The 23,619-nt window shown below is 72.1% G+C and carries 22 protein-coding genes; 9 read left to right on the forward strand and 13 right to left on the reverse strand.

Translation table 11 applies throughout. The features are described from left to right. Entirely contained in the window at positions 1 to 1,131 is a 1,131-nt protein-coding gene (locus ACFZDK_RS23815; RefSeq protein WP_390975350.1) for an acyl-CoA dehydrogenase family protein, read from the reverse strand. A gap of 126 nt (positions 1,132 to 1,257) precedes the next feature. Here ACFZDK_RS23815 and ACFZDK_RS23820 point away from each other — a divergent pair, with 126 nt between their 5' ends. Next, positions 1,258 to 2,775, forward strand: a complete 1,518-nt coding sequence (locus ACFZDK_RS23820) for an AMP-binding protein (RefSeq protein WP_390975353.1) — start codon at positions 1,258 to 1,260, stop codon at positions 2,773 to 2,775. 3 nt (positions 2,776 to 2,778) lie between these two features. Here the strand turns inward: ACFZDK_RS23820 and ACFZDK_RS23825 are convergent, their stop codons facing one another. Next, entirely contained in the window at positions 2,779 to 3,291 is a 513-nt protein-coding gene (locus ACFZDK_RS23825; RefSeq protein WP_390975354.1) for an EF-hand domain-containing protein, read from the reverse strand. A 181-nt stretch (positions 3,292 to 3,472) separates the two neighbouring features. Further along, positions 3,473 to 3,850, reverse strand: coding sequence for an STAS domain-containing protein (locus tag ACFZDK_RS23830; RefSeq protein ID WP_355708872.1), 378 nt, complete (start codon positions 3,848 to 3,850; stop codon positions 3,473 to 3,475). A 372-nt stretch (positions 3,851 to 4,222) separates the two neighbouring features. On the opposite strand from ACFZDK_RS23830, the gene ACFZDK_RS23835 reads away from it, so the two are divergent. Further along, positions 4,223 to 4,804, forward strand: a complete 582-nt coding sequence (locus ACFZDK_RS23835; RefSeq protein WP_390975355.1) for a sigma-70 family RNA polymerase sigma factor — start codon at positions 4,223 to 4,225, stop codon at positions 4,802 to 4,804. Next, positions 4,801 to 6,075, forward strand: a complete 1,275-nt coding sequence (locus ACFZDK_RS23840) for a maleylpyruvate isomerase N-terminal domain-containing protein (protein WP_390975356.1) — start codon at positions 4,801 to 4,803, stop codon at positions 6,073 to 6,075. Before ACFZDK_RS23835 ends, ACFZDK_RS23840 begins: the two co-directional genes overlap by 4 nt. A 109-nt stretch (positions 6,076 to 6,184) precedes the next feature. Here ACFZDK_RS23840 and purU read toward each other — a convergent pair whose 3' ends face one another. Together purU and ACFZDK_RS23850 are read right to left on the reverse strand one after the other, a co-directional pair. Then, on the reverse strand, positions 6,185 to 7,069 hold the full coding sequence (gene purU, locus ACFZDK_RS23845; RefSeq protein WP_355708877.1) for a formyltetrahydrofolate deformylase: 885 nt from the start codon (positions 7,067 to 7,069) through the stop codon (positions 6,185 to 6,187). Between the two features lie 111 nt (positions 7,070 to 7,180). Continuing rightward, positions 7,181 to 7,681 carry a hypothetical protein gene (locus ACFZDK_RS23850; protein WP_390975358.1) on the reverse strand — a complete coding sequence of 167 codons (501 nt, stop codon included), beginning with the start codon at positions 7,679 to 7,681 and terminating at the stop codon, positions 7,181 to 7,183. A 117-nt stretch (positions 7,682 to 7,798) separates the two neighbouring features. On the opposite strand from ACFZDK_RS23850, the gene ACFZDK_RS23855 reads away from it, so the two are divergent. After that, on the forward strand, positions 7,799 to 9,103 hold the full coding sequence (locus tag ACFZDK_RS23855; RefSeq protein WP_390975359.1) for an ABC transporter substrate-binding protein: 1,305 nt from the start codon (positions 7,799 to 7,801) through the stop codon (positions 9,101 to 9,103). Positions 9,104 to 9,132: 29 nt separating this feature from the next. Here the strand turns inward: ACFZDK_RS23855 and ACFZDK_RS23860 are convergent, their stop codons facing one another. After that, positions 9,133 to 10,716 (reverse strand): hypothetical protein, encoded by a 1,584-nt coding sequence (locus ACFZDK_RS23860; RefSeq protein WP_390975362.1) that lies wholly within the window; start codon positions 10,714 to 10,716, stop codon positions 9,133 to 9,135. Positions 10,717 to 10,917: 201 nt separating this feature from the next. Then, positions 10,918 to 12,303 carry a transcriptional regulator gene (locus tag ACFZDK_RS23865; protein ID WP_390975364.1) on the reverse strand — a complete coding sequence of 462 codons (1,386 nt, stop codon included), beginning with the start codon at positions 12,301 to 12,303 and terminating at the stop codon, positions 10,918 to 10,920. 274 nt (positions 12,304 to 12,577) lie between these two features. On the opposite strand from ACFZDK_RS23865, the gene ACFZDK_RS23870 reads away from it, so the two are divergent. The 3 genes from ACFZDK_RS23870 (at position 12,578) to ACFZDK_RS23880 (ending at position 15,736) form a co-directional block, all read left to right on the forward strand. Further along, positions 12,578 to 13,240, forward strand: a complete 663-nt coding sequence (locus tag ACFZDK_RS23870) for a bifunctional DNA primase/polymerase (protein ID WP_390975367.1) — start codon at positions 12,578 to 12,580, stop codon at positions 13,238 to 13,240. Between the two features lie 136 nt (positions 13,241 to 13,376). Beyond that, positions 13,377 to 14,150 carry an ABC transporter ATP-binding protein gene (locus ACFZDK_RS23875; protein ID WP_359207219.1) on the forward strand — a complete coding sequence of 258 codons (774 nt, stop codon included), beginning with the start codon at positions 13,377 to 13,379 and terminating at the stop codon, positions 14,148 to 14,150. Continuing rightward, entirely contained in the window at positions 14,147 to 15,736 is a 1,590-nt protein-coding gene (locus ACFZDK_RS23880) for a transporter (protein WP_390975369.1), read from the forward strand. Before ACFZDK_RS23875 ends, ACFZDK_RS23880 begins: the two co-directional genes overlap by 4 nt. A gap of 116 nt (positions 15,737 to 15,852) precedes the next feature. Here ACFZDK_RS23880 and ACFZDK_RS23885 read toward each other — a convergent pair whose 3' ends face one another. Then, positions 15,853 to 16,713: an alpha/beta fold hydrolase gene (locus tag ACFZDK_RS23885; protein WP_390975371.1), complete on the reverse strand. Its 861-nt coding sequence runs from the start codon at positions 16,711 to 16,713 to the stop codon at positions 15,853 to 15,855. Between the two features lie 529 nt (positions 16,714 to 17,242). Next, complete coding sequence (locus tag ACFZDK_RS23890; RefSeq protein WP_390975373.1) at positions 17,243 to 17,935, reverse strand: iron dependent repressor, metal binding and dimerization domain protein; 693 nt, start codon at positions 17,933 to 17,935, stop codon at positions 17,243 to 17,245. Positions 17,936 to 18,155: 220 nt separating this feature from the next. On the opposite strand from ACFZDK_RS23890, the gene ACFZDK_RS23895 reads away from it, so the two are divergent. Beyond that, the gene (locus ACFZDK_RS23895; protein WP_390975375.1) at positions 18,156 to 18,911 is read left to right on the forward strand and encodes a sugar isomerase domain-containing protein; all 756 of its coding nucleotides are present in this window, start codon (positions 18,156 to 18,158) and stop codon (positions 18,909 to 18,911) included. 43 nt (positions 18,912 to 18,954) lie between these two features. Here the strand turns inward: ACFZDK_RS23895 and ACFZDK_RS23900 are convergent, their stop codons facing one another. From ACFZDK_RS23900 to pdxH, 4 genes are all read right to left on the reverse strand, one after another. After that, on the reverse strand, positions 18,955 to 20,370 hold the full coding sequence (locus tag ACFZDK_RS23900) for a PAS domain-containing protein (RefSeq protein WP_390975377.1): 1,416 nt from the start codon (positions 20,368 to 20,370) through the stop codon (positions 18,955 to 18,957). 139 nt (positions 20,371 to 20,509) lie between these two features. Continuing rightward, positions 20,510 to 20,968 carry a GNAT family N-acetyltransferase gene (locus ACFZDK_RS23905; protein WP_390975379.1) on the reverse strand — a complete coding sequence of 153 codons (459 nt, stop codon included), beginning with the start codon at positions 20,966 to 20,968 and terminating at the stop codon, positions 20,510 to 20,512. After that, positions 20,961 to 21,362, reverse strand: coding sequence for a Rid family hydrolase (locus ACFZDK_RS23910; protein WP_390975381.1), 402 nt, complete (start codon positions 21,360 to 21,362; stop codon positions 20,961 to 20,963). The genes ACFZDK_RS23905 and ACFZDK_RS23910 overlap by 8 nt, the downstream gene beginning before the upstream one ends. 306 nt (positions 21,363 to 21,668) lie before the next feature. Next, positions 21,669 to 22,385: a pyridoxamine 5'-phosphate oxidase gene (gene pdxH / locus ACFZDK_RS23915; protein ID WP_390975383.1), complete on the reverse strand. Its 717-nt coding sequence runs from the start codon at positions 22,383 to 22,385 to the stop codon at positions 21,669 to 21,671. A 122-nt stretch (positions 22,386 to 22,507) separates the two neighbouring features. On the opposite strand from pdxH, the gene ACFZDK_RS23920 reads away from it, so the two are divergent. Next, complete coding sequence (locus ACFZDK_RS23920; protein WP_390975385.1) at positions 22,508 to 23,608, forward strand: citrate synthase; 1,101 nt, start codon at positions 22,508 to 22,510, stop codon at positions 23,606 to 23,608. Positions 23,609 to 23,619: the final 11 nt, after the last annotated feature.

The raw sequence follows: 23,619 nt of genomic DNA on the forward strand, positions 1-23,619 counted from the left end.
TCATCGCCCCTTCGGCAGCCCGAGGATCCGCTCGGCCACGATGTTCCGCTGGATCTGCGAGGTCCCGGCCGCGATGGTGTACGAGAGGGAGGAGAGCCGGTCCAGGACCCACGGCCGGTCCAGGTCGAGCGCGTCCGGGCCGAGCACGTCGGCCGCCGCGTCGTACAGCTCCTGACGCGCGTGCGAGTAGCGGAGCTTGAAGACCGAGCCGCCGACGCCGGGCACGCCCGTGCCCTCGGCCTCGCTGACGTTCCACTGGGTGAGCCGCCACAGCGCCCGGAACTCGGCGTTCAGCCGGCCCAGGCGGCGGCGCAGCGCGGGGTCGTCCCAGGTGCCGTTCGCGCGTGCCGCGCGCGCGAGGTCGCCGAGGACCCGGCGGCAGGCGACGACCTCGCCGACGAAGGCAGTGCCGCGTTCGAAGGAGAGGGTGACCATGGTGACCCGCCAGCCGTCGTTCTCGGCCCCCACCCGGTTGGCCACGGGCACCCGCACCTCGTCGAGGAACACCTCGGCGAACTCGGCCGACCCGGCGAGCGTGCGCAGCGGCCGTACCGTGATGCCCGGCGCGTCCATGGGCATGCCCAGCCAGGTGATCCCGCGGTGTCTGGGCGCCGCCGGGTCGGTGCGCACCAGGAGCTCGCACCAGTCGGCGACCTCGGCGTGCGAGGTCCAGATCTTGGAACCGCTCACCACGTAGTCGTCCCCGTCGCGCCACGCGCGCGTGCGCAGCGCCGCCAGGTCGGAGCCGGCGTCCGGTTCGCTGAAGCCCTGGCACCACACCTGCTCGCCGCGCAGGATCGGCGCCAGCCAGCGCGCCCGCTGCCCCTCGGTGCCCTCGGCGGCGATCGTCGGGCCCGCGTGCAGCAGTCCCACGAAGTTGGCGCCCACATAGGGCGCGCCGGCCCGTTCGGTCTCCTCCAGGAAGATCAGCCGGGTGGTCGGGGAGGCGTCCCAGTGGACGTCGGCGTACCCGGCGTCGTACAGCATCCGCTGCCAGCCGAGGTCGTAGGCGCGGCGGCCCGGCCAGTCCTGCGGGCGCGGCTTCGGCGGGAGGCCGGGCAGTGCCTTGGCGAGCCACTCCCGCAGCCGCGCCCGGAAGTCCTCCTCCTCGGGCGTGTAGGACAGATCCACCGGCGGACACCCCCACGGAGCTGATGGTTCGTCAGATCTCGCAGGCTAGCCCCGCGCCTCTGGACCGACAAGGCGGCAGGACCTACGATCTGACGACTCGTCAGCTCTGCTGGGCAGGGGGACTCCATGAACGCCACCGCACACGGACTGAGCGCCTCGCGCACGCTCTGGGACCTGGCCGCCCGCCGCGCGGAACTCACCCCCGAACGCCCGGTGTTCCTCCAGGGCGACCGCACCCTGTCCTTCGGCGGACTGCGCGCGCGTGCCGAGCGGGTGGCGGCCGGCCTGTACGGCATGGGCGTGCGCCCCGGCACGGTCGTCGCCTGGCAACTGCCGACCCGGATCGAGACGGCCGTGCTGTCCTTCGCGCTGGCCCGGCTCGGCGCCGTTCAGTCCCCCGTCATCCCCTTCTACCGGGACCGCGAGGTCGGCTTCGCGCTGCGCGAGTCCAGGGCCGAGTTCTTCGCCGTGCCGGGCGTCTGGCGCGGCTTCGACCACACCGGGATGGCCCGGCGGCTGGGCGCGAAGGGGATCTTCGAGGCGTACGACGACCTGCCCGACGGCGATCCGGCCGTGCTGCCCGCCCCGCCCGCCGAGGGCACCTCCGTCCGGTGGATCTACTGGACCTCGGGAACCACCTCCGACCCCAAGGGCGTTCTCCACACGGACCGTTCGCTGATCGCGGGCGGTTCGTGCCTCGCGCACGCGCTGCGGCTCACGGCGGCGGACGTGGGCTCGATGGCGTTCCCGTACGCGCACATCGCCGGCCCCGACTACACGGTGATGCTGCTGCTGTACGGCTTCCCTGCGGTGCTGTTCGAGCAGTTCGCGCTGCCGGACGCGCTGGACGAGTACCGCGGGCACGGGGTGACGGTGGCGGGCGGCTCGACGGCGTTCTACTCGATGTTCCTGGCCGAGCAGCGCAAGCAGCCGGGGGTCCCGGTGATCCCCTCGCTGCGGCTGCTCGCCGGGGGCGGGGCGCCCAAGCCGCCGGAGGTGTACCACGCGGTGGTGCGGGAGATGGGGGTGCAGCTGACGCACGGGTACGGCATGACCGAGGTGCCGATGATCACGATGGGGGCGCCGGACGACACGGCGGAGAACCTGGCGACGACGGAGGGGAAGCCGCCGCCGGGGATGGAGATACGGATCGCCGAGGGCGGCGAGGTGCGGTTGCGCGGGGAGGCGGTGTGCCAGGGCTATCTGGATCCGGGGCAGACCGCCGACGCCTTCGACGCGGAGGGCTTTCTGCGCACCGGCGACCTGGGCCACCTGACCGGAACCGGCCATCTCGTCCTCACCGGGCGGCTCAAGGACGTGATCATCCGCAAGGGCGAGAACATCTCGGCGAAGGAGATCGAGGATCTGCTCGCCGCGCATCCGGCGGTCGGCGAGGCCGCGGTGGTGGGGCTGCCGGACGCGGAGCGCGGGGAGCTGGTGTGCGCGGTGCTCGAACAGCCGCCCGGGACCGCCGCGTTGACGCTCCCGGAGGTGGTGGCCTACCTGCGCGCGGCGGGCCTGTCGGTGCACAAGCTGCCTGAGCGGCTGGAGGTGGTGGACGCCCTTCCGCGCAACGAGACCCTGCGCAAGGTGCTCAAGTACAAGCTGCGCGAGCGGTTCACGGGGTCGGCCACCACGGCGTGAGCGCTACTCGGGGATCGTGAAGTAGCGGGCGAACGCCGGGACGATCTCCGTCTCCGCGACCCTGCCGTCACCGTCGATGTCGAGACCCGACGCGACCGCCTGCGCGATCTCCGGGGGCACCCCGAGGACGCGCAGCACGCGCGCGGTGTCGGCGACGGTGGCCGTGCCGTCGCCCTCGGTGTCCGCGAGGGCGAGGGCCGCGTGCAGGAAGGGGCGGGCGATCTCGCCGAACCGGTCGGGGTTGTCGTGCAGCCGCTTGACCGCGCCGCTCACGAACTCCTCGCGGGTGATGCGCTGGTCGCCGTCCCGGTCCGCCATGCCGGCCATGCCCTGCCAGAAGGCCTCCGCACCGGCGTACAGGGCCTGGCCCCGATCGGAGCGGGCGGGGGTGCCGAACTCGGTGAGCAGCGCCTTGGTCGCCGCGTTGAAGTCCCCGCGGTCGATCCAGCCGTTGCCGTCCTGGTCGAAGGTTGCGAACCGGGCGGCGATCCGTCGCTCGTACTCGGTGCTGACCATGTCTGTTCGGGCCGCCTTACGTGACGTGGGGGTTCATCTCGCAGGGAGCGTACGACGCCGGCGGCGGCCGGGGAGCGGGAAAACCACGCTTGTGCCAAGACCGGGGGAATTCTGCGACAACAATGTGGCACTGCCGTGATCGTCGGCTATGGGCGTTCCGGAACACCGGGGCGGCGGGCGGCTACGCGGAGAGCGGGTCCTCCTCGTCGTCCGCCGTCGCGCTGTCGATGTCGGGGTACACGTCGAACAGCCGCCGTACGCCGAGGGCACCGAGGACCCGGTTGACGTGAGAACCGTCACTCGCGCCCTGGGCGGGCAGTATCAGCCGCAGCCGGCCCCGGCAGGAGCGGATCAGGCGGCGGGCGGCGATGAGCACGCCGACGCCGCTGGAGTCGCAGAAGAAGACGTCGGACAGGTCCAGGACCAGGCTGTGATGGCCCTCGGCCACCGCGTCGTGGACCCGCTGGCGCAGCGCCGGCGAGGTCACGAGGTCCAGTTCGCCCGACACCCCGAGCACGGCCCACTCACCCTGCTCGACGCCGGTCACCTTGAAAGCCACGGCTCAGCCCTCCGCTCGCCGGATCTCCGGAACCGCCTGGAAACGGAGCAAGTTCCTACGCTTCTTTTCGCGCGGCTGCCCAGCGGCGGTGCCCCGAAACACCGGATGACAAACGAGCGACGATCAGGAAGGGTCTTGTTTCAGTCACTGCCGATCCTGTTCGATCGGAAATGGAAGGGTCGACCGGGCACAGCGGTGGCACCGGAGGACCACTCCGAGGAACACCCGGAGGACCACAGGGAGGGCCCACTACCATCCACCGTCCGTCAGGGGGCGCGCATTGCCACAAAGGGGCGTGCGTTGTCCGACGTGCCGACTACATTCGAGGAGACGGTGGAGACACGCTGGACACGGGCACGGGGAGGGGGCCGCATGGCGAAGAAGGACGTACCGCCCCGCTGGGACCGCAAGATGCAGCAGCGGCTCGCGCGCGGCGAGGCGGCCGCCCTCGGTGAGCTCTACGACCGTTTCGCCTCGCTCGTGCACGGCCTCGCCCACCGCGTCCTCGGCGACGAGACCGCCGCCGACGGCATAACCCGCGAGGTCTTCGCCCATGTCTGGGAGCATCCCGACGCCTACGACCCCAAGCAGGGCCCGTTGCGCACCTGGGTCGCCGCGCTGACCCACCGGCTCGCCGTGCAGCGGCTGCGGGCCGCCGAGACCGCCGCGCTCGGCCCCGGCGAGACCGGCTCCGCCGAGGCCACGCAGGAGCTGGAACGCAAGGTGCTGCGCGCCTCCGTCGCCGCACGCGCCGACTACATCGTCCACTCCATGCCGACCCCGCTGCGCGCCGCCCTGGAACTCGCCTACTTCCAGCGCCGCGACTACCGGCAGACCGCGACCGACCTGGGCGTCACCGAGGACGAGGCGCGCCGCCGGCTCCGCCTGGGCCTGCAGCTGCTGTCCACCGCGCACGACGCCGGGACTCCGCCGGGATACGGAGGTGGCGTGTGAGCGACGCCTTCGAGGCACACGACGGCCCCGGCTCCGGGGGCGGTGATGCGCCGGGCAACGGCGGTGGCGGCCTGGGCCGGCCGCCGCGCATACCGCTGCCCCGGGCCTCCGTCGAGGACGGCGGGCAGCCGCTGCCCGCGCCGGCCGACCTGCCGCCCATACCGCTGGAGTTGCCGCACGACGTCCTGAAGTCGCTCCTCGGGGCGTGGGCGCTGGCCGCGTGCTCGACGGCGGAGTCCCTCGCCGTCGAGGTCCACCTCGGCGACTGCGGCGCCTGTGCGGACGAGGCGCGGCGGCTGCGCGAGGCGGTCGGCCTGCTGCACCAGCCGGAGAGCCTCGACCTCGACCCGGGCCTGCGCACCCGCGTCCTGGAGAGCTGTCTGGACCGCCGTCCGGCCCGGATCCCGATCCCCCCGTGGGCGGCGCCCTACGACGCCGAGACGGCCCGCCTGGACGCCCTGCTCCAGGACATCGGCGACGCGGAGTGGCACGCCCCGGTGCGGCTGCGCTGGTTCGACGGCGCGGCAGCCGCGACCCGCCGTACGACGGTCGCCGGGGTCATCGCGCATCTGCTGTCCGTGGACGGCCTGGTGGCGGTGGCGCTGGGCCTGGACGACCCGCTGGGCGAGACGCCCGGCCAGGGTCCCGCGGGGCGCACCGAGGCCTTCTGGCAGGGCTCGCACTTCCCGCCGACCCGCGCGGTGCGGGTGCCCTGGCGGGAGCAGAGCCACCAGCTCGTACAGACCGTCTCCTTCACGGGCGGCGGCGCCGGGCGGCTCGGGGTGTCGTACGGCGACTTCGCGCTGCCCCTGCACGACGCGATGCTGGACCGCGCCTTCGAGTGCTGGGTGCACGCGGAGGACATCGCGGAGGCCGTGGACTACCCCTACGGGCCGCCGGCCCCGAAGCACCTGCACAAGATGATCGACCTCGCCGCCCGCATGCTGCCGGAGGCGCTCGCCGCCCGGCGCCGGGCCGGGCTGGCGTCCCCCGGCCAGGTTCCCCACCTGGTCCCCGCGGGGGCGCCGGGCCGCAGCCTGCGGCTGGAGATCGAGGGCAACGGCGGCGGCCAGTGGCTGATCCCGCTGGACTCACCGGGCGCGGTGGGCTCGGAGGACTTCGAGGTGGCCCACGTGGCCCTGGACGACGTGGAGTTCTGCAGGCTGGCCGCGGGCCATGTACCGCCGGAGGAGGCGGCCGCGGGTCAGCTGGGTGACAGGGTCGCGATCAGAGACGTGCTCTTCGCGGCGGCGAGCCTGAGCCGTATGTAGCCCACGGGGGAGGTGGGTTGCGGATTCGTCGGCGGCTGCGGGTGGGTGGGAACTGCGCGAGCAACCACGAACCACCCGCAGCCGCCCTACGACCGAACCGACCCGCCCCTTAGGCGAACACGACCGTCCGGCGGCCGTTCAGCAGGATGCGGCGCTCCGCGTGCCACTTCACGGCCCGCGCCAGCGCCTGGCACTCGACGTCGCGGCCGATCGCGACCAGCTGGTCGGGGGTGACGTCGTGGCCGACCCGCTCGACCTCCTGCTCGATGATCGGGCCCTCGTCGAGGTCGGCGGTGACGTAGTGCGCGGTCGCGCCGATCAGCTTGACGCCGCGCGCGTGCGCCTGGTGGTAGGGCTTCGCACCCTTGAAGCTCGGCAGGAACGAGTGGTGGATGTTGATGATCCGGCCGCTGAGCTGCTTGCACAGGTCGTCCGAGAGGACCTGCATGTAGCGGGCCAGGACGACCAGCTCGACGTCCTGCTCCCGGACGAGGGCGAGGAGCTGGGCCTCCGCGTCGTCCTTGGTCTCCTTCGTCACCGGGATGTGGTGGAAGGGGATGTGGTACGAGTCCACCAGCTCCGCGAAGTCGGTGTGGTTGGAGACCACGGCGGCGATCTCCACCGGGAGCGCGCCGATCCGGGCGCGGAAGAGCAGGTCGTTCAGGCAGTGGCCGAACTTGCTGACCATGAGGACGATGCGCATCTTCTCGTCGGCCCGGTTGAGCTGCCAGTCCATGTGGAAGGAGTCGCCGACCGCCGCGAAGCTGGCCCGCAGCTTGTCGACCGTCACCGGTGCCTCGGCCGAGAAGTGCACGCGCATGAAGAACAGACCCGTGTCGTGGTCCCCGAACTGCTGGCTGTCCTCGATGTTGCAGCCGGTCATGAACAGGTAGCTCGACACGGCGTGCACGATGCCCTGCTTGTCCGGGCAGGAGAGGGTGAGGACGTACTGGTCGGCCAGGGCGGCCTGCGCTCGGGTGGGCTGATCGGTCATGCACCACAGAATCTCATGCCCCGCCGCCCCCGGCGGCCCCCGTCCGCCACGCGGACGCCCGGGGACCGGCGCCGGGACCTGCTCCGGAACCTGCGTCGGGTCCTCGCCGGGCTATGCCGCCCGCGTGATGATCCGCAGCACCTCGAGGCTGCGCGGCGGGGCGTCCGGGTCGTCGCCGTCGCTCGTCGCCAGACGTATGTGCGCGTCCCGGGAGGCGCGGACGGCGTCCGGCCACCCCTGGTGGTCGAGGTACGCGGAGACCGGCGCGTCCGGCCCCACCTGGTGCATGATCCGCAGCACCCGCAGCACGGCGGTGTCGACGAGCGCCGCCTCCTGCGAGTCGCGGAATATCGTCCCGACGTACTTCTCGGCCGACCAGCTGTCCAGCCAGGTGTCCTCGACCAGCCGGTAGACCGCGTCGGTCACATCGCCGTACCCGTCCTGGCCGGCCAGCCAGACGTTCCGCTGGAACTCCGGGTCGGAAAGCATGTGCAGCGCGGAGCGCACATTGCTGCGCCAGCGCCACCACGGCATGTCATTGAGTGGCATGTCGCCCATGGTGGAGGAGCGACGGCCACGACGGGAAGAGTTCTCCGAACCTTGCACGGTCATCGATCGTACGTTCCGCGTCACACCGCCGTAACCCGCCCCCGCAATTCACCTGCGCGTCACCTTTCGTTGACCGAGGGTCACTTCCGGGTTAGTGATGTGGCGGAATCGTGCGTGTCCATGACCGGCAGGCGAGACCAGCGCAGCACCTTCCCCCCTTCGGCCCACCGGCGCCGCAGATCCACCGCCCTGTCCGCGGTGGCCATGGCGGCCTGTGCGTCGCTCGCCGCCGGCTGCGGCGTCGTCCCAGGGCTGCCCGGCGCGGCGGACGACGAGATCAGGGTCATGACCTGGGCCCCGCAGCAGACCAGCGCGACCAACAAGCCCGGCATGCCCGCCATGGCGTCGGCCATCGTCCGCTGGCTCAACTCCCAGGGCGGGGTCAACGGGCACAAGCTCAAGCTGCTCACCTGCAACGACCACAACACCAGCGTGGGCGCGGCGAACTGCGCGCAGCGCGCGGCCGACCAGAACGTCGTCGCCGTCGTCGGTTCCTACAGCCAGTTCGGCGACTCCTACTTCGCCCCGCTGGAGGGCGCGGCCACCCCCTACATAGGCGGCTACGGGGTGTCGAACGAGGAGTTCACCAGCCCCGTCTCCTACCCGGTCAACGGCGGCCAGCTCACCCTGCTGGCCGGACTCGGGGAGGCGCTGGCCGACTCCTGCGGCCCGGTCACCCTGGTCCGCCCGGACAGCATCGCCGGCGACCAGCTGCCCCAGCTGCTCGACTCGGGCCTGCAGGCCGGCGGCCACGCCAAGTCGATCGACCAGCTCGCGGCCGAGGATCTCACCGAGTACGACAAGCAGTCGCAGAAGGCCCTGGAGAACGCCACCTCGGACGCGACGAAGACGGGCTGCGTGGTGCCCGAGCTCGGTGACCGCACGGCCACCTTCATGGACAACTTCCAGCGCGCCCGCCAGGACTACCCGAAGGTCAAGACGGCCGCCGAGGTCGGCAGCGTCGACCAGACGGTGATCAACTCCACCGGTGGCGCGTCCGGCCCGTACGAGGGGTCGTACATCACCGGCTGGTACCCGGTGGCCTCGGACTCCCGCTGGGACCAGATGAAGAAGGTCATCAGCAAGGAGGCCTTCGGCGACAACCGGATCGACCCGGCCGACGCCGGTGTGCAGACCACCTGGATCGCCTACCAGGTCCTCATCGCCGCCCTGAAGAAGATCGGCGACGGCGAGGTGAGCGCCGACAGCGTGCGGCGCACCCTCAACGACGGCCTGAAGGTCTCCACCGGCGGCCTCACCCCGACCCTGACCTGGCCCTACCAGGGCAAGCTGGCCGCGGCCGGCTTCTCCCGGCTGGTCAACGCGGACGTGAACGTCCAGACCGTCAAGGGCGGCCTGCTGCAGTCCGCGAACAAGGACGCCCTCGACATGACCAAGATCCTGGAGAACGCGGACCTCACCTGATCCGCCCCCGCCGGCCCGCGCTCAGCCGCTCAGAGCTGGGTCGGCTGGCGCTGGGTCAGCCCGTACTTGCTCGCGATCGTGTTCCACAGTGCGGCCGCCTTCGCCTTCTGGCTGCTGGCGGTGCCGCTCTCGCGGTTGCCGGCCAGGGTCTGGCCGGTGGTGCGGGCCTGGCCCTTGCGGCAGCCGTGCTTGCCCCTGGCCTGGTCGGCCCAGGACGCGTAGTGGCTGTCGGCGTTCGCGGAGGCCTGCCACGCCTTGGTGAGGGAGGCGGTCAGCTCGGCGTTGTTCGGCAGCTTGTCGACGGACAGCTGCGAGAGCCGGGTGACCAGCGCGGTGCGCTGCTTGGCCGCGTCGCGCAGGTCGGAGGCGGCGCCGTCCAGGTCCTTGCACTGCTTCACATTGGCGACGGCGCCGATCACGGTGGCCCGGCTGCTGCCGCTGTCGGCGAGCAGCTTGTCCAAGGCGACGGCCTGCGCCTTCGCCGGGTCGGCCGCGGCCGACGAGGAGCCGTCGGTGGCGGGGGCGGACGCGGCGACCGTCTTGTTGCCGTCGTCCGAGCTCCCGCCGCCCCCGCTGAGCAGGGCGCCGGCCCCGATGCCGAGGACGGCGATACCGACCCCGACGACCGCGATCAACGGCACCTTCGACTTGCCACGACCGCCCCGGCCGTCGTCGTCGTAGTCGTCGTACGAGGACGGGCCGGCCGGCGGCGGGGTGTACCCCGGCTGCTGCTGGAAGTGCTGGGGCTGCTGGAAGCGGGGCAGCTGGGCGGTGGACGCGGCCGGCGGCTCGCCGCCCGGCGCGCTGCGGAAGAGGTTGTCGAACTCGGCGGGCGGCTGCCGGTCGGCGCCCTGCGGGGCACCGGCCGGGTACGGCGCTATGTACTGGGTGGCCTCGGCGTCGGAGTGCGCCGGGGGCGCGGACTGCCGGCCGAGATAAGTGGTCTGCTCATTGGATCTCTCCGGCGGCAGCGCACCGGGGCCGACCGGCGGGATCAGCTGGGTGGCCCCCTCGTCCACCGGCGCGGCGGGCACCGGCGGGATGAACTGGGTGGCGCCCTCGTCGACGGGCGGCAGGGACCCGGGATACCCGCCGTGACCGCCGTACGGGACGGCGGGCGGCAGCGCGGCTCCCGGAGCGCCGTAGGGGTCCTGCCCGGCGGCCGGCGGCAGCGCGTCGCCGGCCGTGCCCGGGGCACCGTACGACTGCTGGGGCTGGGCGCCGTAGCCGTACGACTGCTCGTAGCCGCCGTACGACGGTGCGGGCGCCGTCTCCGGCGGGAGCGGACCGGCGCCGGAGGCGTCGGAGTGGGCCTGCGCGCGGGCGGCGTGGGACTGCGCGTTCCAGGCGGGCGGCAGCTCCGCGGAACCCCACTCCTGGCCGGCCGCCTGCGGCCACTCCTGCTGGGGCTCCGGGGCGCCCTGCTGGTGCCCGGGACCCCACGGCTGTCCCCAGGCCTGGCCCTCGGGGGGCGCGGCGGCCGGCGGGGCCGGGGCCTGGGTGGGGGCTATCGGCACGGGACCGCCCGTCATGCCCGGCAGCAGGGGCTCGCCTCCGTCGGAGGGCAGCACGATGCCTTCGCGTGCGGGCTCGCCCTGTCCACTCTGCGTCACCGGGACTCCTACTAATGGGGGACCTTGTGAATCGTCGGCTCACGCTACCGGGTCCCCTCAGCAAGGTGCCACGCAGCCAAGGGTGCGATCTTGTTTCCTGTGACGGCGGTAACAGAACCGCCCCGCGGTGCGCTGTATATGCCACCTCTTGCACGGCAAGGTGTGGTTTCCCGCACGTTCACGCAACCGCAGGGCATGAATTCACGCGGCCGCCTGCAGATCCAGACGCGCCCCGAACTCCCTGACCACCGGTTCGTCCCGGAACGGCTCCAGGCGCTGCTGGAAGTCCTCCAGGTACTCGGCGCCCCGGTTGGAGCGGACCGTCTCCAGGAGCTCCACCGCCTTCGTCCCGGTGGCACAGGCCTGTTCGATCTCGCGCTGCTGCACCTGGGCTGTGGCGAGAAGCACATAGCCGATCGCCCGGCGCCGCGCCCGCTTCTCCGGGTGTCCGTCCAGCGACTGCCGAGCACACCGCGCGGCCGCCTCGGCCTGGCCCAGGTCCCGGTGGCAGTGCGCCAACTCGTCGGCCAGATAGGCCTCGTCGAAGTGCGCGATCCACGCCGGGTCGTCCCCGGAGGACGGATCGGCCGCCTCCATCGCGGAGACCGCCCGCCCGGACGCCAGCTGCGCCGACCGCACGTCGCCCAGCAGGGCGTGGCCGCGGGCCTCGGCCGCGTAGAACATCGCCTCCGCACGCGGGGTGACGCGACCCCGCGCCCCCTCCTGCGCCGCCCGCGCCAACTGGGCGATCTCCCGCGGGTTCCCGAGCTGCGCGGCGAGGTGGCTCATGGAGGCGGCGAGCACATAGCCGCCGTAGCCGCGGTCCCCGGCCGCCTGCGCGAGCCGCAGCGACTGGATGTAGTACCGCTGGGCGAGTCCGGGTTGGCCGGTGTCGACGGCCATGTACCCGGCGAGCTCCGTGAGCCGGGCGACGGCGGCGAACAACTCCCGCCCCACGGCCTCCCGGTAGGAGCCGGCCAGCAGCCCGGACACCACGCTGTTGAGGTAGTGCACGACGACCGGCCGCACATGCCCGCTGCCGAACTGGTGGTCCAGGTCGGTGAGCGCCTGCGTCATCGCCTTCACGGCCGCGACGTCCGACTGCCCGACCCGCGGCCCCGCCTGCCGCGCCACCTGCGCGTCCGGCGCCGAGATCAGCCAGTCCCGGCTGGGCTCCACCAGCGCGGACGCGGCCACCGAGGAACCGGACAGGAAGTCCCGGCGCCCCACGTCGCTGCGCCACAGCTCGCAGACCTGCTCGATGGCCCCCAGTACCGTCGGCGAGAACTGGAGACCGACGCCCGACGCGAGGTTCTTGCCGTTGGCCATGCCGATCTCGTCGATCGTGACCGTACGGCCCAGCTTCCGCCCCAGCGCCTCGGCGATGATCGCGGGCGCCCGGCCCCGCGGCTGCTGGCCGCGCAGCCAGCGCGCCACGGACGTCTTGTCGTACCGCAGGTCGAGACCGTGCTCGGCGCCGCACATGTTGACCCGGCGGGCGAGCCCGGCGTTCGAGCACCCCGCCTCCTGGATGAGCGCCTGCAACCGTTCGTTCGGCTGCCGCGCGACAAGCGGCCTTGCGGCCATGGCGTACCCCCTGCGAACTCCCTGTAGGGAAAAGATCCGGCCTTTGCGATCACTGCCCAGCGGACATACCGAAAATGCGGGACATGCGAGGATTGCCGGGTAAAGGCAGCGGAACTGCGGGGACGACCGCCGCCAACCCCCCACTTGTGACTACCCGCTCACGCCCCGGTTCCTCCTGCGCGCCCCCACACGTGCATCCATGCGCCCCAGTTGCGGAAGAGATGCTCCTCCCCCGCGCGCGTTACGGCCGTAACTCCAGGTGGGTGCGGGAGTTGTGTTGAGCGTGGAAGAGACGATCGTCGGAACCGAAGCCGCTCAGATTCCGAAGCAGCGCGGGGAAACGCTGCTGGAGACCGCCGTACGCTACGCCGAGGAGCGCCACTGGGACGTCTTCCCCGGCACGTGGCTGGAAGCGGTCGAGGGGGTGCAACGCTGTTCCTGCGGGGAGGTCGCGTGCGGCGCGCCCGGCGCGCACGCGGCGCGCCCGGACTGGGCGACGCAGGCCACCGGTAGTGCGACGGTCGCGCGCCGGATGTGGCAGAAGCAGCCGACGGCGTCGATCCTGCTGCCGACGGGGCGGACCTTCGACGCGCTGTCCGTCCCGGAGACGGCGGGGTTCCTCGCGCTCGCCCGTATGGAGCGGATGGAGCTGACGCTCGGGCCGGTGACGCTGACCCCGGACCGCCGGATGCAGTTCTTCGTGCTTCCCGGGGCCTCGGTGAAGGTGCCGGAGCTGGTACGGAAGCTGGGCTGGTCCCCGGCGTCGCTCGACCTCGTGGCGCTGGGCGAGGGGGCGTACGTGCCTGCGCCTCCTACGCGGTACGGGTCGCGGGGGGCGGTGCAGTGGGCCTGCCGGCCGACGGCGGCGAACCGGTGGCTGCCGGATGCGGAGGAGTTGATCTCGCCGTTGGCTTATGCGTGCGGGAGGGATCGGTAGCGGTTTCGTCTGCCGCGTTCGGTTTCGTCGGTGGCTGCGGGTGCGTTGTGGCTGGTCACGCGGTTCCCGCCCCCCTGACGGGGCGCTGCGGTCCCGTCAGCTACATAGCTGCGGGTACTCACCGTAGGGTTCACCCATGACCGATGCCGTGCGTGTTCGTGGGCTCTGGAAGCGGTTCGGGCAGCAGGTCGCCGTCGCCGGTATCGATCTGTCGCTGCCTGCCGGGAAGTTCGTGGGGCTGGTCGGGCCCAACGGGGCCGGGAAGACGACCACCCTCTCCATGGTGACCGGGCTGCTGCGGCCGGATCAGGGGTCCGTCGAGGTGGTCGGGCACGACGTGTGGCGGGACCCGGTGGCGGTGAAGGCCCGGATCGGTGTGCTGCCCGAGGGGCTACGGCTCTTCGAGCGGCTTTCCGGACGCGAACTGCTCGGCTACTCCGGGCGGCTGCGCGGCCTCCCCGGCCCGGAGGTCGACAAGCGGGCCGCCCAGCTGCTGGACGTGCTCGATCTCGCCGGGGCCCAGCACAAACTCGTCGTCGACTACTCGACCGGCATGCGCAAGAAGATCGGGCTCGCCGCCGCTCTCCTCCACAATCCCGAAGTCCTCTTCCTGGACGAGCCGTTCGAGGGCGTCGACCCGGTGTCCGCGCAGACCATCCGGGGCGTGCTGGAGCGCTACACGGCCTCCGGCGCGACCGTCGTCTTCTCCTCCCACGTCATGGAGCTCGTCGAGTCGCTGTGCGACTGGGTCGCGGTGCTGGCGGCCGGACGGATCCGCGCGACGGGGACGCTGGAGGAAGTGCGCGGGGAGCATCCCCACCTCCAGGCCGCCTTCCTGGAGCTGGTCGGGGCGAGCGGCCGGGACACGGCCTCCGACCTGGACTGGCTGGGCGGCGGGGCGGCCCGATGACGGACGTAACCTCCACCGTCGTACGGCTGAAGCTGTCGCTGTTGCGGAACGGGCTGCGGCAGTCCGGCGGCCGGCGGGCCGCGTTCGTCGCGTCGGCCGTCGTCGCGCTGCTGTTCGCGGCACTGCAGCTGCTCGGCCTGGTCCTGCTGCGCGGGCACGCGCACGCGGACGCGGTGGCCGTCCTCGGGACCGCCGTACTGGCCCTGGGGTGGGCGTTCATGCCGCTGTTCTTCCCGAGCGGCGACGAGACGCTGGACCCCACCCGCCTGGTGCTGCTCCCGCTGCGGCCGGCCCCACTGGTCCGGGCCCTGCTGGCGGCCTCGCTGGTCGGCATCGGCCCGCTGTTCACGCTGGTGCTGCTGGTGGGCTGCGCGGTGTCCGTGGCGCACGGGGCGGCGGGGTACGGCGTCGCGGTCGTCGGCGTCGTCCTCGCGCTGCTGGTCTGCGTGGCCCTCGCGCGGTCCGTCGCCGCCGCGAACGTACGGCTGCTGACCAGCCGCAAGGGGCGAGACCTGGCCGTACTGAGCGGCCTGGTCATCGCGGTGGGCGCGCAGCTGGTCAACTTCGGGGCACGGAGCCTGGGTTCGGCCGGGCTCGGGGAGCTCGCGCCGGTGGCCGACGTGGTGCGCTGGCTGCCGCCGGCCTCCGCGATCGGGGCGGTGCACTCGGCGAGCGAGGGGGCGTACGGGCGGGCGGTCCTCCAACTCGCCCTGTCCGTGGCCGCGCTGGCGTTGCTCGTCGGCGCCTGGGCGCGGACGCTGACCCGGCTGATGACCGCGCCGGACGGCTCGACGCTCCAGGAGCCCGACTCCGCCGGGCGGGGCGCGTCGTCGGGCGGCGGTCCGGGGCGGCTGCTGCCCTCCGGGCGCACCGGTACGGTCATGGCGCGCAGCCTGCGTTATGTCTGGCGCGACCCCAAGACCAAGGCCGCGTGGGTGACCTCGCTGGCCATCGGCCTGATCGTCCCCGTCTTCAACGCCCTGCAGGGCACCGGCTCGATCTACTTCGCCTGTTTCGCCGCCGGAATGCTCGGCATCCAGATGTACAACCAGTTCGGCCAGGACACCTCCGCCTTCTGGATGGTGGCGATGACCATCTCGTCCCCGCGCGACGCCTACGTCGAACTGCGCGGGCGCGCACTGGCCCTGCTGGTGATCACCCTGCCGTACGCGACCCTGGTGACCGTCCTGACCACGGCCATGCTGGGCGACTGGCCCCGGCTGCCCGAGGTGCTCGGCCTCTCCTTCGCCCTGCTCGGCGCCATGCTCGCCACCGGCGCCTGGACCTCGGCCCGCTTCCCCTACTCCATCCCCCAGGAAGGCCACCGCAACGTCGCCGCCGGCCAGACCGGCCTCGCCTGGATCGCGATCTTCGGCGGCATGGTCTCAGCAGCCCTGCTGTGCGCCCCCGTCATCGCCCTGACGATCGCCCTGAACGTGAGCGCGGGGGGTGGGGAGTGGACTTGGGTGCTGCTGCCGGTGGGGGCGGTGTACGGGGCGACGATCACCTGGGCGGGGCTGCGGGGGGCGGCACCGCGTACGGCGGCCCACTTGCCGGAGATCCTTGCAGCTGTCAGCAGGGGATAGCCCCTTCAGGGGCGCTGGGGGTCCCCCGGCCGAAGGCTGGGGGGAGGAACTGCGCGACCAGCCACATCCCACCCGCACCCGCCGAAGTACCCGCTCCCCCACCCCACTGGGCGCGACTACTCCCCCACCCGGTCAAGAAACGGCTCCACAGCCGCCCTCCACGCCTCCGGCCGGTCGTACGGCAACAAGTGACCGGCATCGGCCACCTCCGCGTACTCCCCCCTGGGAAGGACCCGCACCATCTCCTGCGCCTCCGCCCGCCCCAGCTCCCCGTCCACTCCGCGCACGACCAGCGCGGGGCACGGCACCTGGGCCAGTTCCTCCCAGTGCGCGTCGTACACCCAGGTCTCCCGGGACCTCAGCATCTGATCGGGGTCGAAGACGGGCCGCCAGCCGTCGCCGCTCTCGTGCATGACCTCGGCGTAGAACTCCCCGCGCGCGGGGTTCGGCCGCTCCACCCAGGGATCGTCCTCACCGAACCACTTGCGGACGTCGGCCAGCGTGGCGAAGGGCACGGGCCAGGACCTGAACCAGTCGGCCCACTCGCGCTGCGAGGCCGCGCCCAGCGCGGAGGCCCGCATGTCGCAGATGATCACGCCCCGGACCAGTTCGGGGCGCTTGGCGGCGAGCTGCCAGGCGGTCAGCGCGCCCATGGCGTGGCCGATGAGCACGGCGGGGGCGAGACCCAGCTGCTCGATCGCGGCCGTGGCGTCCTCGACGTACGCCTCACGGGTGTACACGGCCTGTGGGGGCTTGTCGCTCTGGCCGTGGCCGCGCTGGTCGAGCGCGACGGCCCGGTGCCGCTCGGAGAGCCAGCGGGCGGTGGACGCCCAGTGCGAGGCGCGGCCCATCAGGCCGTGCAGTAACAGCACGCCGTGCGTCGACCGCTCCGGGTCGTCCTTCTTGGGCGGGTCCGCGAACTCCCAGGCGGCGAGGTGTACGCCGCCGGCTCCTGTCACGTCGATGCGCCGTGCCATGGGCCTGGCACCCCCCTAGCTCCGCGTGCCTAGTGTCGCCTCGGATCGCTTCGGATCGCTTCGTGATGTCGCTTCGTGATGCTTCGCTACCACTGCAGAGTATCGAATGCCTATTCGAAGATCGGGCTTCTGCGGGCAACACCCCTCGTTCGAGTGACCCCTCTCCAGGCATGATCGGCGCCGCCGAGGGGATCTGTTCTGCGGGGGGCGGACCGCTCGGGGAAAGCGGTCCGAGGGGATGACCCTGAGAGCTCGGGGCTCCGGGTCAGCACTGGGGAGGACAGGCCCCGGCACCGCAAGGTGCCGGGGCCAAGCCCAGGCCCATCTCCACGTCTTCGGCACATCCTCCCCGCCCCCCTCAGGTCATATGCCTCTCGCGACAGCCTCGCACGCGAAACGGTCGGACGCTGCGATTCGACGCACAGGATCTCCGATTCGACGCGTTCGGCACACCGGGGAGGGACGCGGAAAAACAGCCGTCAACTTCCCCACGAACAACGGAAGTTGAACGGCACTCCGGCTACGGTGCTCAGCGCTTGGCGACGAACACATGGGAGGCGATGCCCGCCTCCAGCTCGGCCGCCTCACCACCGCTGCCCACCAGCACCCCGCCGGCCGACTCCGTCACGCTCACCACCGAACCGGGCTGCACACCCGCCCGCCGCAGCGTGTACATCAGCTGCGCGTCGGTCTGGATGGGCTCCCCGATCCGGCGTACGACCACGGTCTTGCCGTCCGCGCCCGGGTCCAGGTCGGCCAGCGACACCATGCCCTCGTCGAGGAACGGGTCCGCGCCGTCCTTCTCGCCCAGCTCCTCCAGCCCCGGGATCGGGTTGCCGTACGGCGACTCGGTCGGGTGCCGCAGCAGCTCCAGCACCCGCCGCTCCACCGCCTCGCTCATCACGTGCTCCCAGCGGCACGCCTCCGCGTGCACCTGCTCCCACTCCAGGCCGATCACGTCGACCAGCAGGCACTCGGCGAGCCGGTGCTTGCGCATCACCCGCGTCGCCAGCCGGCGGCCCTCGTCGGTCAGCTCCAGATGGCGGTCGCTGGCGACGGACACCAGACCGTCCCGCTCCATCCGCGCCACCGTCTGGCTCACCGTCGGCCCACTCTGGTCGAGCCGCTCCGCGATGCGGGCGCGCATGGGGACCACGCCTTCCTCTTCGAGCTCGAGGATGGTGCGGAGATACATCTCCGTGGTGTCGATCAGTCCGGACATTCGTGCCCCTCGATTACCTCTGCCGGAAGCCCGGCCGCGTGCGCTGGCCCTGACCCCAATTCTGCCGGATCCCACTGACAAGCGGGGGACACCGGCAGAACGGGCACCAGAACGGGAGTCCGACAACCCTGTGCGGCCGCCGCCGCACCGGCCGTATTGACACCGAGATGGTCCAGACCGGAGGGTGATCCGCGACACAGACGCTGCGAAGGGGCACCGCATGAGCGACGGCACGCCGGCCGACCTGTTCTTCGACGCCGCCATCGGCCTCCTGCAACGGGTCCGCGCCGAGGAGGCCGAGGCCATCGGCGCCGCCGCCACCCTGCTCGCCGACACCGTCACGGCCGGCGGCCGGCTGTTCGCGTTCGGCGCCGGACACTCCTCCCTCGCCGCCCAGGACGTGGTCTACCGCGCGGGCGGCCTCGCCCTCATGAACCTGCTCGCCGTCCCCGGCGCCGTCGGCGTCGACGTGATGCCCGCCACGCTCGGCTCCCGCCTGGAACGCGTCGACGGACTCGCCACCGCCGTCCTGGACACCTCACCCCTGCGCGCGGGCGACGCCCTCGTGATCATCTCCCTGTCCGGCCGCAACGCCATGCCCGTCGAGATGGCCATCGGCGCCCGCGACCTCGGCGCCCGGGTCATCGGCGTGACCTCGGTGGCGTACGCCGACCAGACCACCTCCCGGCACTCCTCCGGCACCTACCTCAAGGACCACTGCGACGTCGTCCTCGACTCAAAGATCTCCGTCGGGGACGCCGAGCTGACCCTCGACACCATCCCGGCGCCCTTCGCCCCCGCCTCCACGGTCGTCACCAGCGCCCTGCTCCAGGCGGTCCTCGCCACCACCGCCGCCACCCTCGCCGACCGCGGCACCGAACCCCCGCTGCTGCGCTCCGGCAACGTCGACGGCGGCCACGAGTGGAACGCGCGCGTCTTCGAGGAATACCGCGACCGGATCTTCTACCAGCACTGACGGACCAGCCCCGACAGCCCCACCGGGCTCCCGGGAACCCTCCTCAGCGCTCCCTCAGGAGCCCCGCCAGGTCCAGCGCCGTGGCGATCCGCACGGCCACGTCCTCGGCGTACGTCGCGTCCGGGCGCTCGAAACGGTTACGGCCCGACCCGCGCAGGAACGTCACCACGCCCAGCGTCCGCCCCCGGCTGCGCAGCACCGCGCACAACGCGTGCACCGCGTCACCCGGCCACTGCCGGTCCAGCGCCCACGCCCGCGCCCGGTCCGGCGGCACCGAACCCGCGTCCGCCCGCACGCTCCCGGCCCGCTCCACGCACTGCAGCGCCGGATGCCCGTCCTCGTACCGCACCGGCAGCCCCGCCGCCCCCGTCAGCAGACTCGGCCCCGGCGTCCCCGCCGGCGTGGCCGCGATCCGCACCAGCCGCACCGGCCCCACGTCCCCGTCACCCCGCGCACCGCCCACCACCCGGTCCACCACCGCATGATCGGCGAACCCGGCCAGCGCGAAGTCCAGGTGGACGGTGGCCGCCTCCGTGGGGTCCTCGCACTCGGCGGCCGCGCGCGCCGCGCGGTGCAGCTGGTTGGCACGGAAGCGCAGCATCGCCGCCTCCTGCTCGCTCTGCTTGGCCTCCGTGACGTCCTGGAACAGCCAGCCGACCCCGAGCGGCACCGGCTCCTCCGCGAGCGGCGACGCCAGCCGCAGGAACCCGGACCGCCAGCAGCGCCGCTGCTCGCCCTCCGCCGTCCGCACACTCACCCACATCTCCGCAGGCGCGGGCGGCGCACCCTCGGCCAGCACATGCGTGAGCGCGCTCTCCAGATCCTCCACACCCAGCGCGAGCAGCTCACCCAGCGGCCGCCCCAGCGCCGACGTACGCCCGATCCCGAGCGCCCGCGCCGCATGGGCGTTCACCACGGCGGGCCGCAGATCGGCATCCACCAGGACGACACCCCACGCCGCGTCCTCGAACAACGCCTCGCTCAGTGCGATCGACCGCTCCAGGTCTATCTGCGCGTGCACCTCGCTGAACGCGCAGTACACACCCGCCGGCTTCCCGTCCGGGCCGCGCACCGCCGCCGACTGCGTCCGTACGAGGACCCGCCCGCCGTCCTTCGTGAGCAGCGCGAACTCGTGCACCTGACGGCCCGGGGCATGCATGGCCGACAGCAGCCGGCCCTCCACCTCGTCGGCGTCCGCCTCACGCACCGCCCACCCGGCGAACCCGTGCCGGCCCACCGCCTCGGCCGCCGTCCAGCCCAGGATCCGCTCGGCCTCACGGTTCCAGTGGGTGACGACACCGTCCGCGTCGAAGGCGCACAGGGCCGCGTCCATGCCGTCGAGGAGCGCGGCGAGCAGGTCGGACCCACCCGAGTCGTCCGGAACGTCCCGCTCCGGTTCCGGCTCGGGCTCGCCGGGCCCCAGCTCGTCCGTGGTCCCACTACGCCGGGAAGCACTCACCTGGACCCCCATCAGGCTGCGTCCGCACGCACGGCGCGTCGGTTCACTCACTGCCCTTCATTCAACTCGAACGTGACGCAGCCCACACTGTGTTCCCGCAAGATTGAAGGAATCGTTGCAAGCCGAGCTCCGCCGACGCTCACAGCACGAGCCGCAGATCCACCCACTCGTCGCTCTCCCCGTCGAGCACATACCGCTCCACCTCGGCGAACCCGTACCGCCGCGCGAACCGCAGCCCGTCCTCGTTGACCCCCAGCACACACGTCTCGACGGCCTCGACACCCGGCACGCACGCGTACCCGACCACATGCTCGTACAAGGCCGCACCGAACCCCCGACCCCGATACCGCGGCAGCACCCGCACGATCACGGTCACCACCCCGTCGACCGCAGGCCGCACCGTGGAACACCCCACCAGCACGTCCCCGTCGTACGCGTTCTCCAGCCGATACCCCCGCGCAAGCCGCTCCCGGGCCTCCTCGAAGGTCATCGCCGCAGGCGGCACGACGACGTTGTGCACATACCGCCACTGCTCCAGCGCCCCGTCCCCGTCCCCATCCCCATCCCCGTCCACGAGGACCACCCGGAGATCACTCACGCCCGTCCCCTCCCGACCGCCGCGCGTACACCTCGATCTCGATCTTCATCCGAGGATCGGACAGCCCGCACACCATCATCGTCGCCGCCGGCCGCACATCCCCGAACACCCGCCGCAGCACCGGCCAGCACGGCTCGAAGTCCTCCCGCACCGGCAGCAGGTACCGCACCCGCACCACATCCTTGAACCCACACCTCGCCTCCGCCAGCGCCGCCCCGATGTTCCGCAGACACTGCTCCGCCTGCTCCACCACGTCCTCGGAGATGGTCATCTCCGCATAGTCGAACCCCGTCGTCCCCGACACATGCACCCACTCCCCGTCCACCACCGCCCGCGCATACCCGATCTCCTCCTCGAACACCGACCCACTGAGAATCACCTGCCGTTTTGTCATGCGCCGAACGCTAACGAAAAAAGAGTTGAGACTGTCCCGGCGGCTTCTTAGTGTGTGGGGCACACGAGAAGGGAGGTGGTTCGGCAGATGTATGAATACCGGACGCGTGAGGTGGCTGCGGGCTAGCGGCCCGTCACCACACCGAGTGCGGTGCCGGACCAGCACGTGACAGACGCGTGCAGCCGGCCCAATCCCAAGCAGTCACCCGACCCGCGAGCTCGCCGGTACGTCCGGCCGGCTTCTCCGTCGTAAGGCGGAGGGACCTGAGCTCGCGGGTCGTCTGCGTCGGCGGGAGCTTTGGGCGGCTCAGGGGCTGAGGCGTTCCACGTGCCAGGTGCCGTCGGGGTCGGCGACGTAGCGGAGGCGGTCGTGGAGGCGGTTCTGGCGGCCCTGCCAGAACTCGACGGTCTGGGGGGCGATGCGGAAGCCGCCCCAGTGCGGGGGGACCGGGACCTGTTCGCCCTCGGGGTAGCGGGCGGTCAGCTCGGCATAGGAGGCGTCGAGTTCGGCGCGGGAGTAGATGACCGAGGACTGGGCGCTGGCCCAGGCGCCGAGCTGGGAGCCGTGCGGGCGGGTGCGGAAGTAGGCGGCGGTCTCGTCGCGGCCGGTGCGGCGGGCGGTGCCGGTGACGACGACCTGGCGGGCGATGGCGTGCCACGGGAAGAGCAGCGAGACGTACGGGTTCGCGGCGAGGTCCTGGGCCTTGCGGGAGTCGTAGTTGGTGTAGAAGACGAAGCCCTGGGTGTCGTACTGCTTCATCAGGACCGTGCGGGAGCTGGGACGGCCCTCGGCGTCGGCGGTGGAGACGACCATCGCGTTGGGTTCGTAGATCATGCCGTCGGCGGCGGCCCGTGCGGCCTGGTGGAACCAGCGGGTGAACTGGTCCATGGGGTGGGCTGCCAGGTCGTGCTCTTCGAAGCCCTCGGCCCGGTAGTGCTTGCGCATCGCGGCGGGGTCGAGGACGGGGTCGTCGGAGGCGGCGGCGTCGCGGTCGGTCACGCGGTCATCTTGCCGTATGCACATATGGGTCCGGGGGACATGTGACGCAGACCTGTGGTGGCACTGAGTGCCGCTGGGCTCCCCAACTCTGGCACTCGGAGTTATGGTGCATGTGCCTCCGCCTACACCTCATGAGGAGCCGCCCCATGTCCGACTTCGTACCCGGGCTCGAAGGAGTCATCGCGTTCGAGACGGAGATCGCCGAACCGGACAAGGAGGGGGGCGCCCTGCGGTACCGGGGCGTCGACATCGAGGATCTGGTCGGGCACGTGTCGTTCGGGAACGTGTGGGGGCTGCTCGTCGACGGGGCCTTCAATCCCGGTCTGCCGCCGGCCGAGCCGTTCCCGATCCCCGTCCATTCGGGTGACATCCGGGTGGATGTGCAGTCGGCGCTCGCCATGCTGGCGCCGGTGTGGGGGCTGAAGCCGCTGCTGGACATCGATGCGGACCAGGCCCGGGAGGACCTGGCGCGGGCCGCGGTCATGGCGCTGTCGTACGTCGCCCAGTCGGCGCGCGGGCAGGGGCTGGCGATGGTGCCGCAGCGGGAGATCGACAAGGCGCACTCGGTGGTCGAGCGGTTCATGATCCGGTGGCGGGGGGAGCCGGATCCGAAGCATGTGGCGGCCGTGGACGCGTACTGGACGTCTGCCGCCGAGCACGGCATGAACGCGTCCACGTTCACCGCGCGTGTCATCGCCTCCACCGGTGCGGATGTCGCCGCCGCGCTGTCCGGTGCCGTGGGTGCCATGTCGGGGCCGCTGCACGGTGGTGCGCCCTCCCGGGTGCTCGGGATGATCGAGGAGATCGAGCGGACCGGGGACGCGGCCGGGTATGTCAGGAAGGCGCTGGACCGGGGTGAGCGGCTGATGGGGTTCGGGCACCGGGTGTACCGGGCCGAGGATCCGCGGGCGCGGGTGCTGCGGCGGACGGCGCGGGAACTGGGGGCGCCGCGGTTCGAGATCGCGGAGGCGTTGGAGAAGGCGGCGCTGGAGGAGCTGCACAACCGGCGGCCGGATCGGGTGCTGGCCACGAACGTGGAGTTCTGGGCCGCGATCATGCTGGACTTCGCGGAGGTGCCGGCGCACATGTTCACGTCGATGTTCACGTGTGCGAGGACCGCGGGGTGGTCGGCGCACATTCTTGAGCAGAAGCGGACGGGAAGGCTGGTGCGTCCTTCTGCGCGGTATGTGGGGCCTGGGGTGCGGAAGCCCCAGGACATCGAGGGGTTTGTGGATATCGCCCACTGAGTTGCCTGGTG

This window comes from Streptomyces sp. NPDC007901, assembly GCF_042959465.1.
GTDB lineage: Bacteria > Actinomycetota > Actinomycetes > Streptomycetales > Streptomycetaceae > Streptomyces.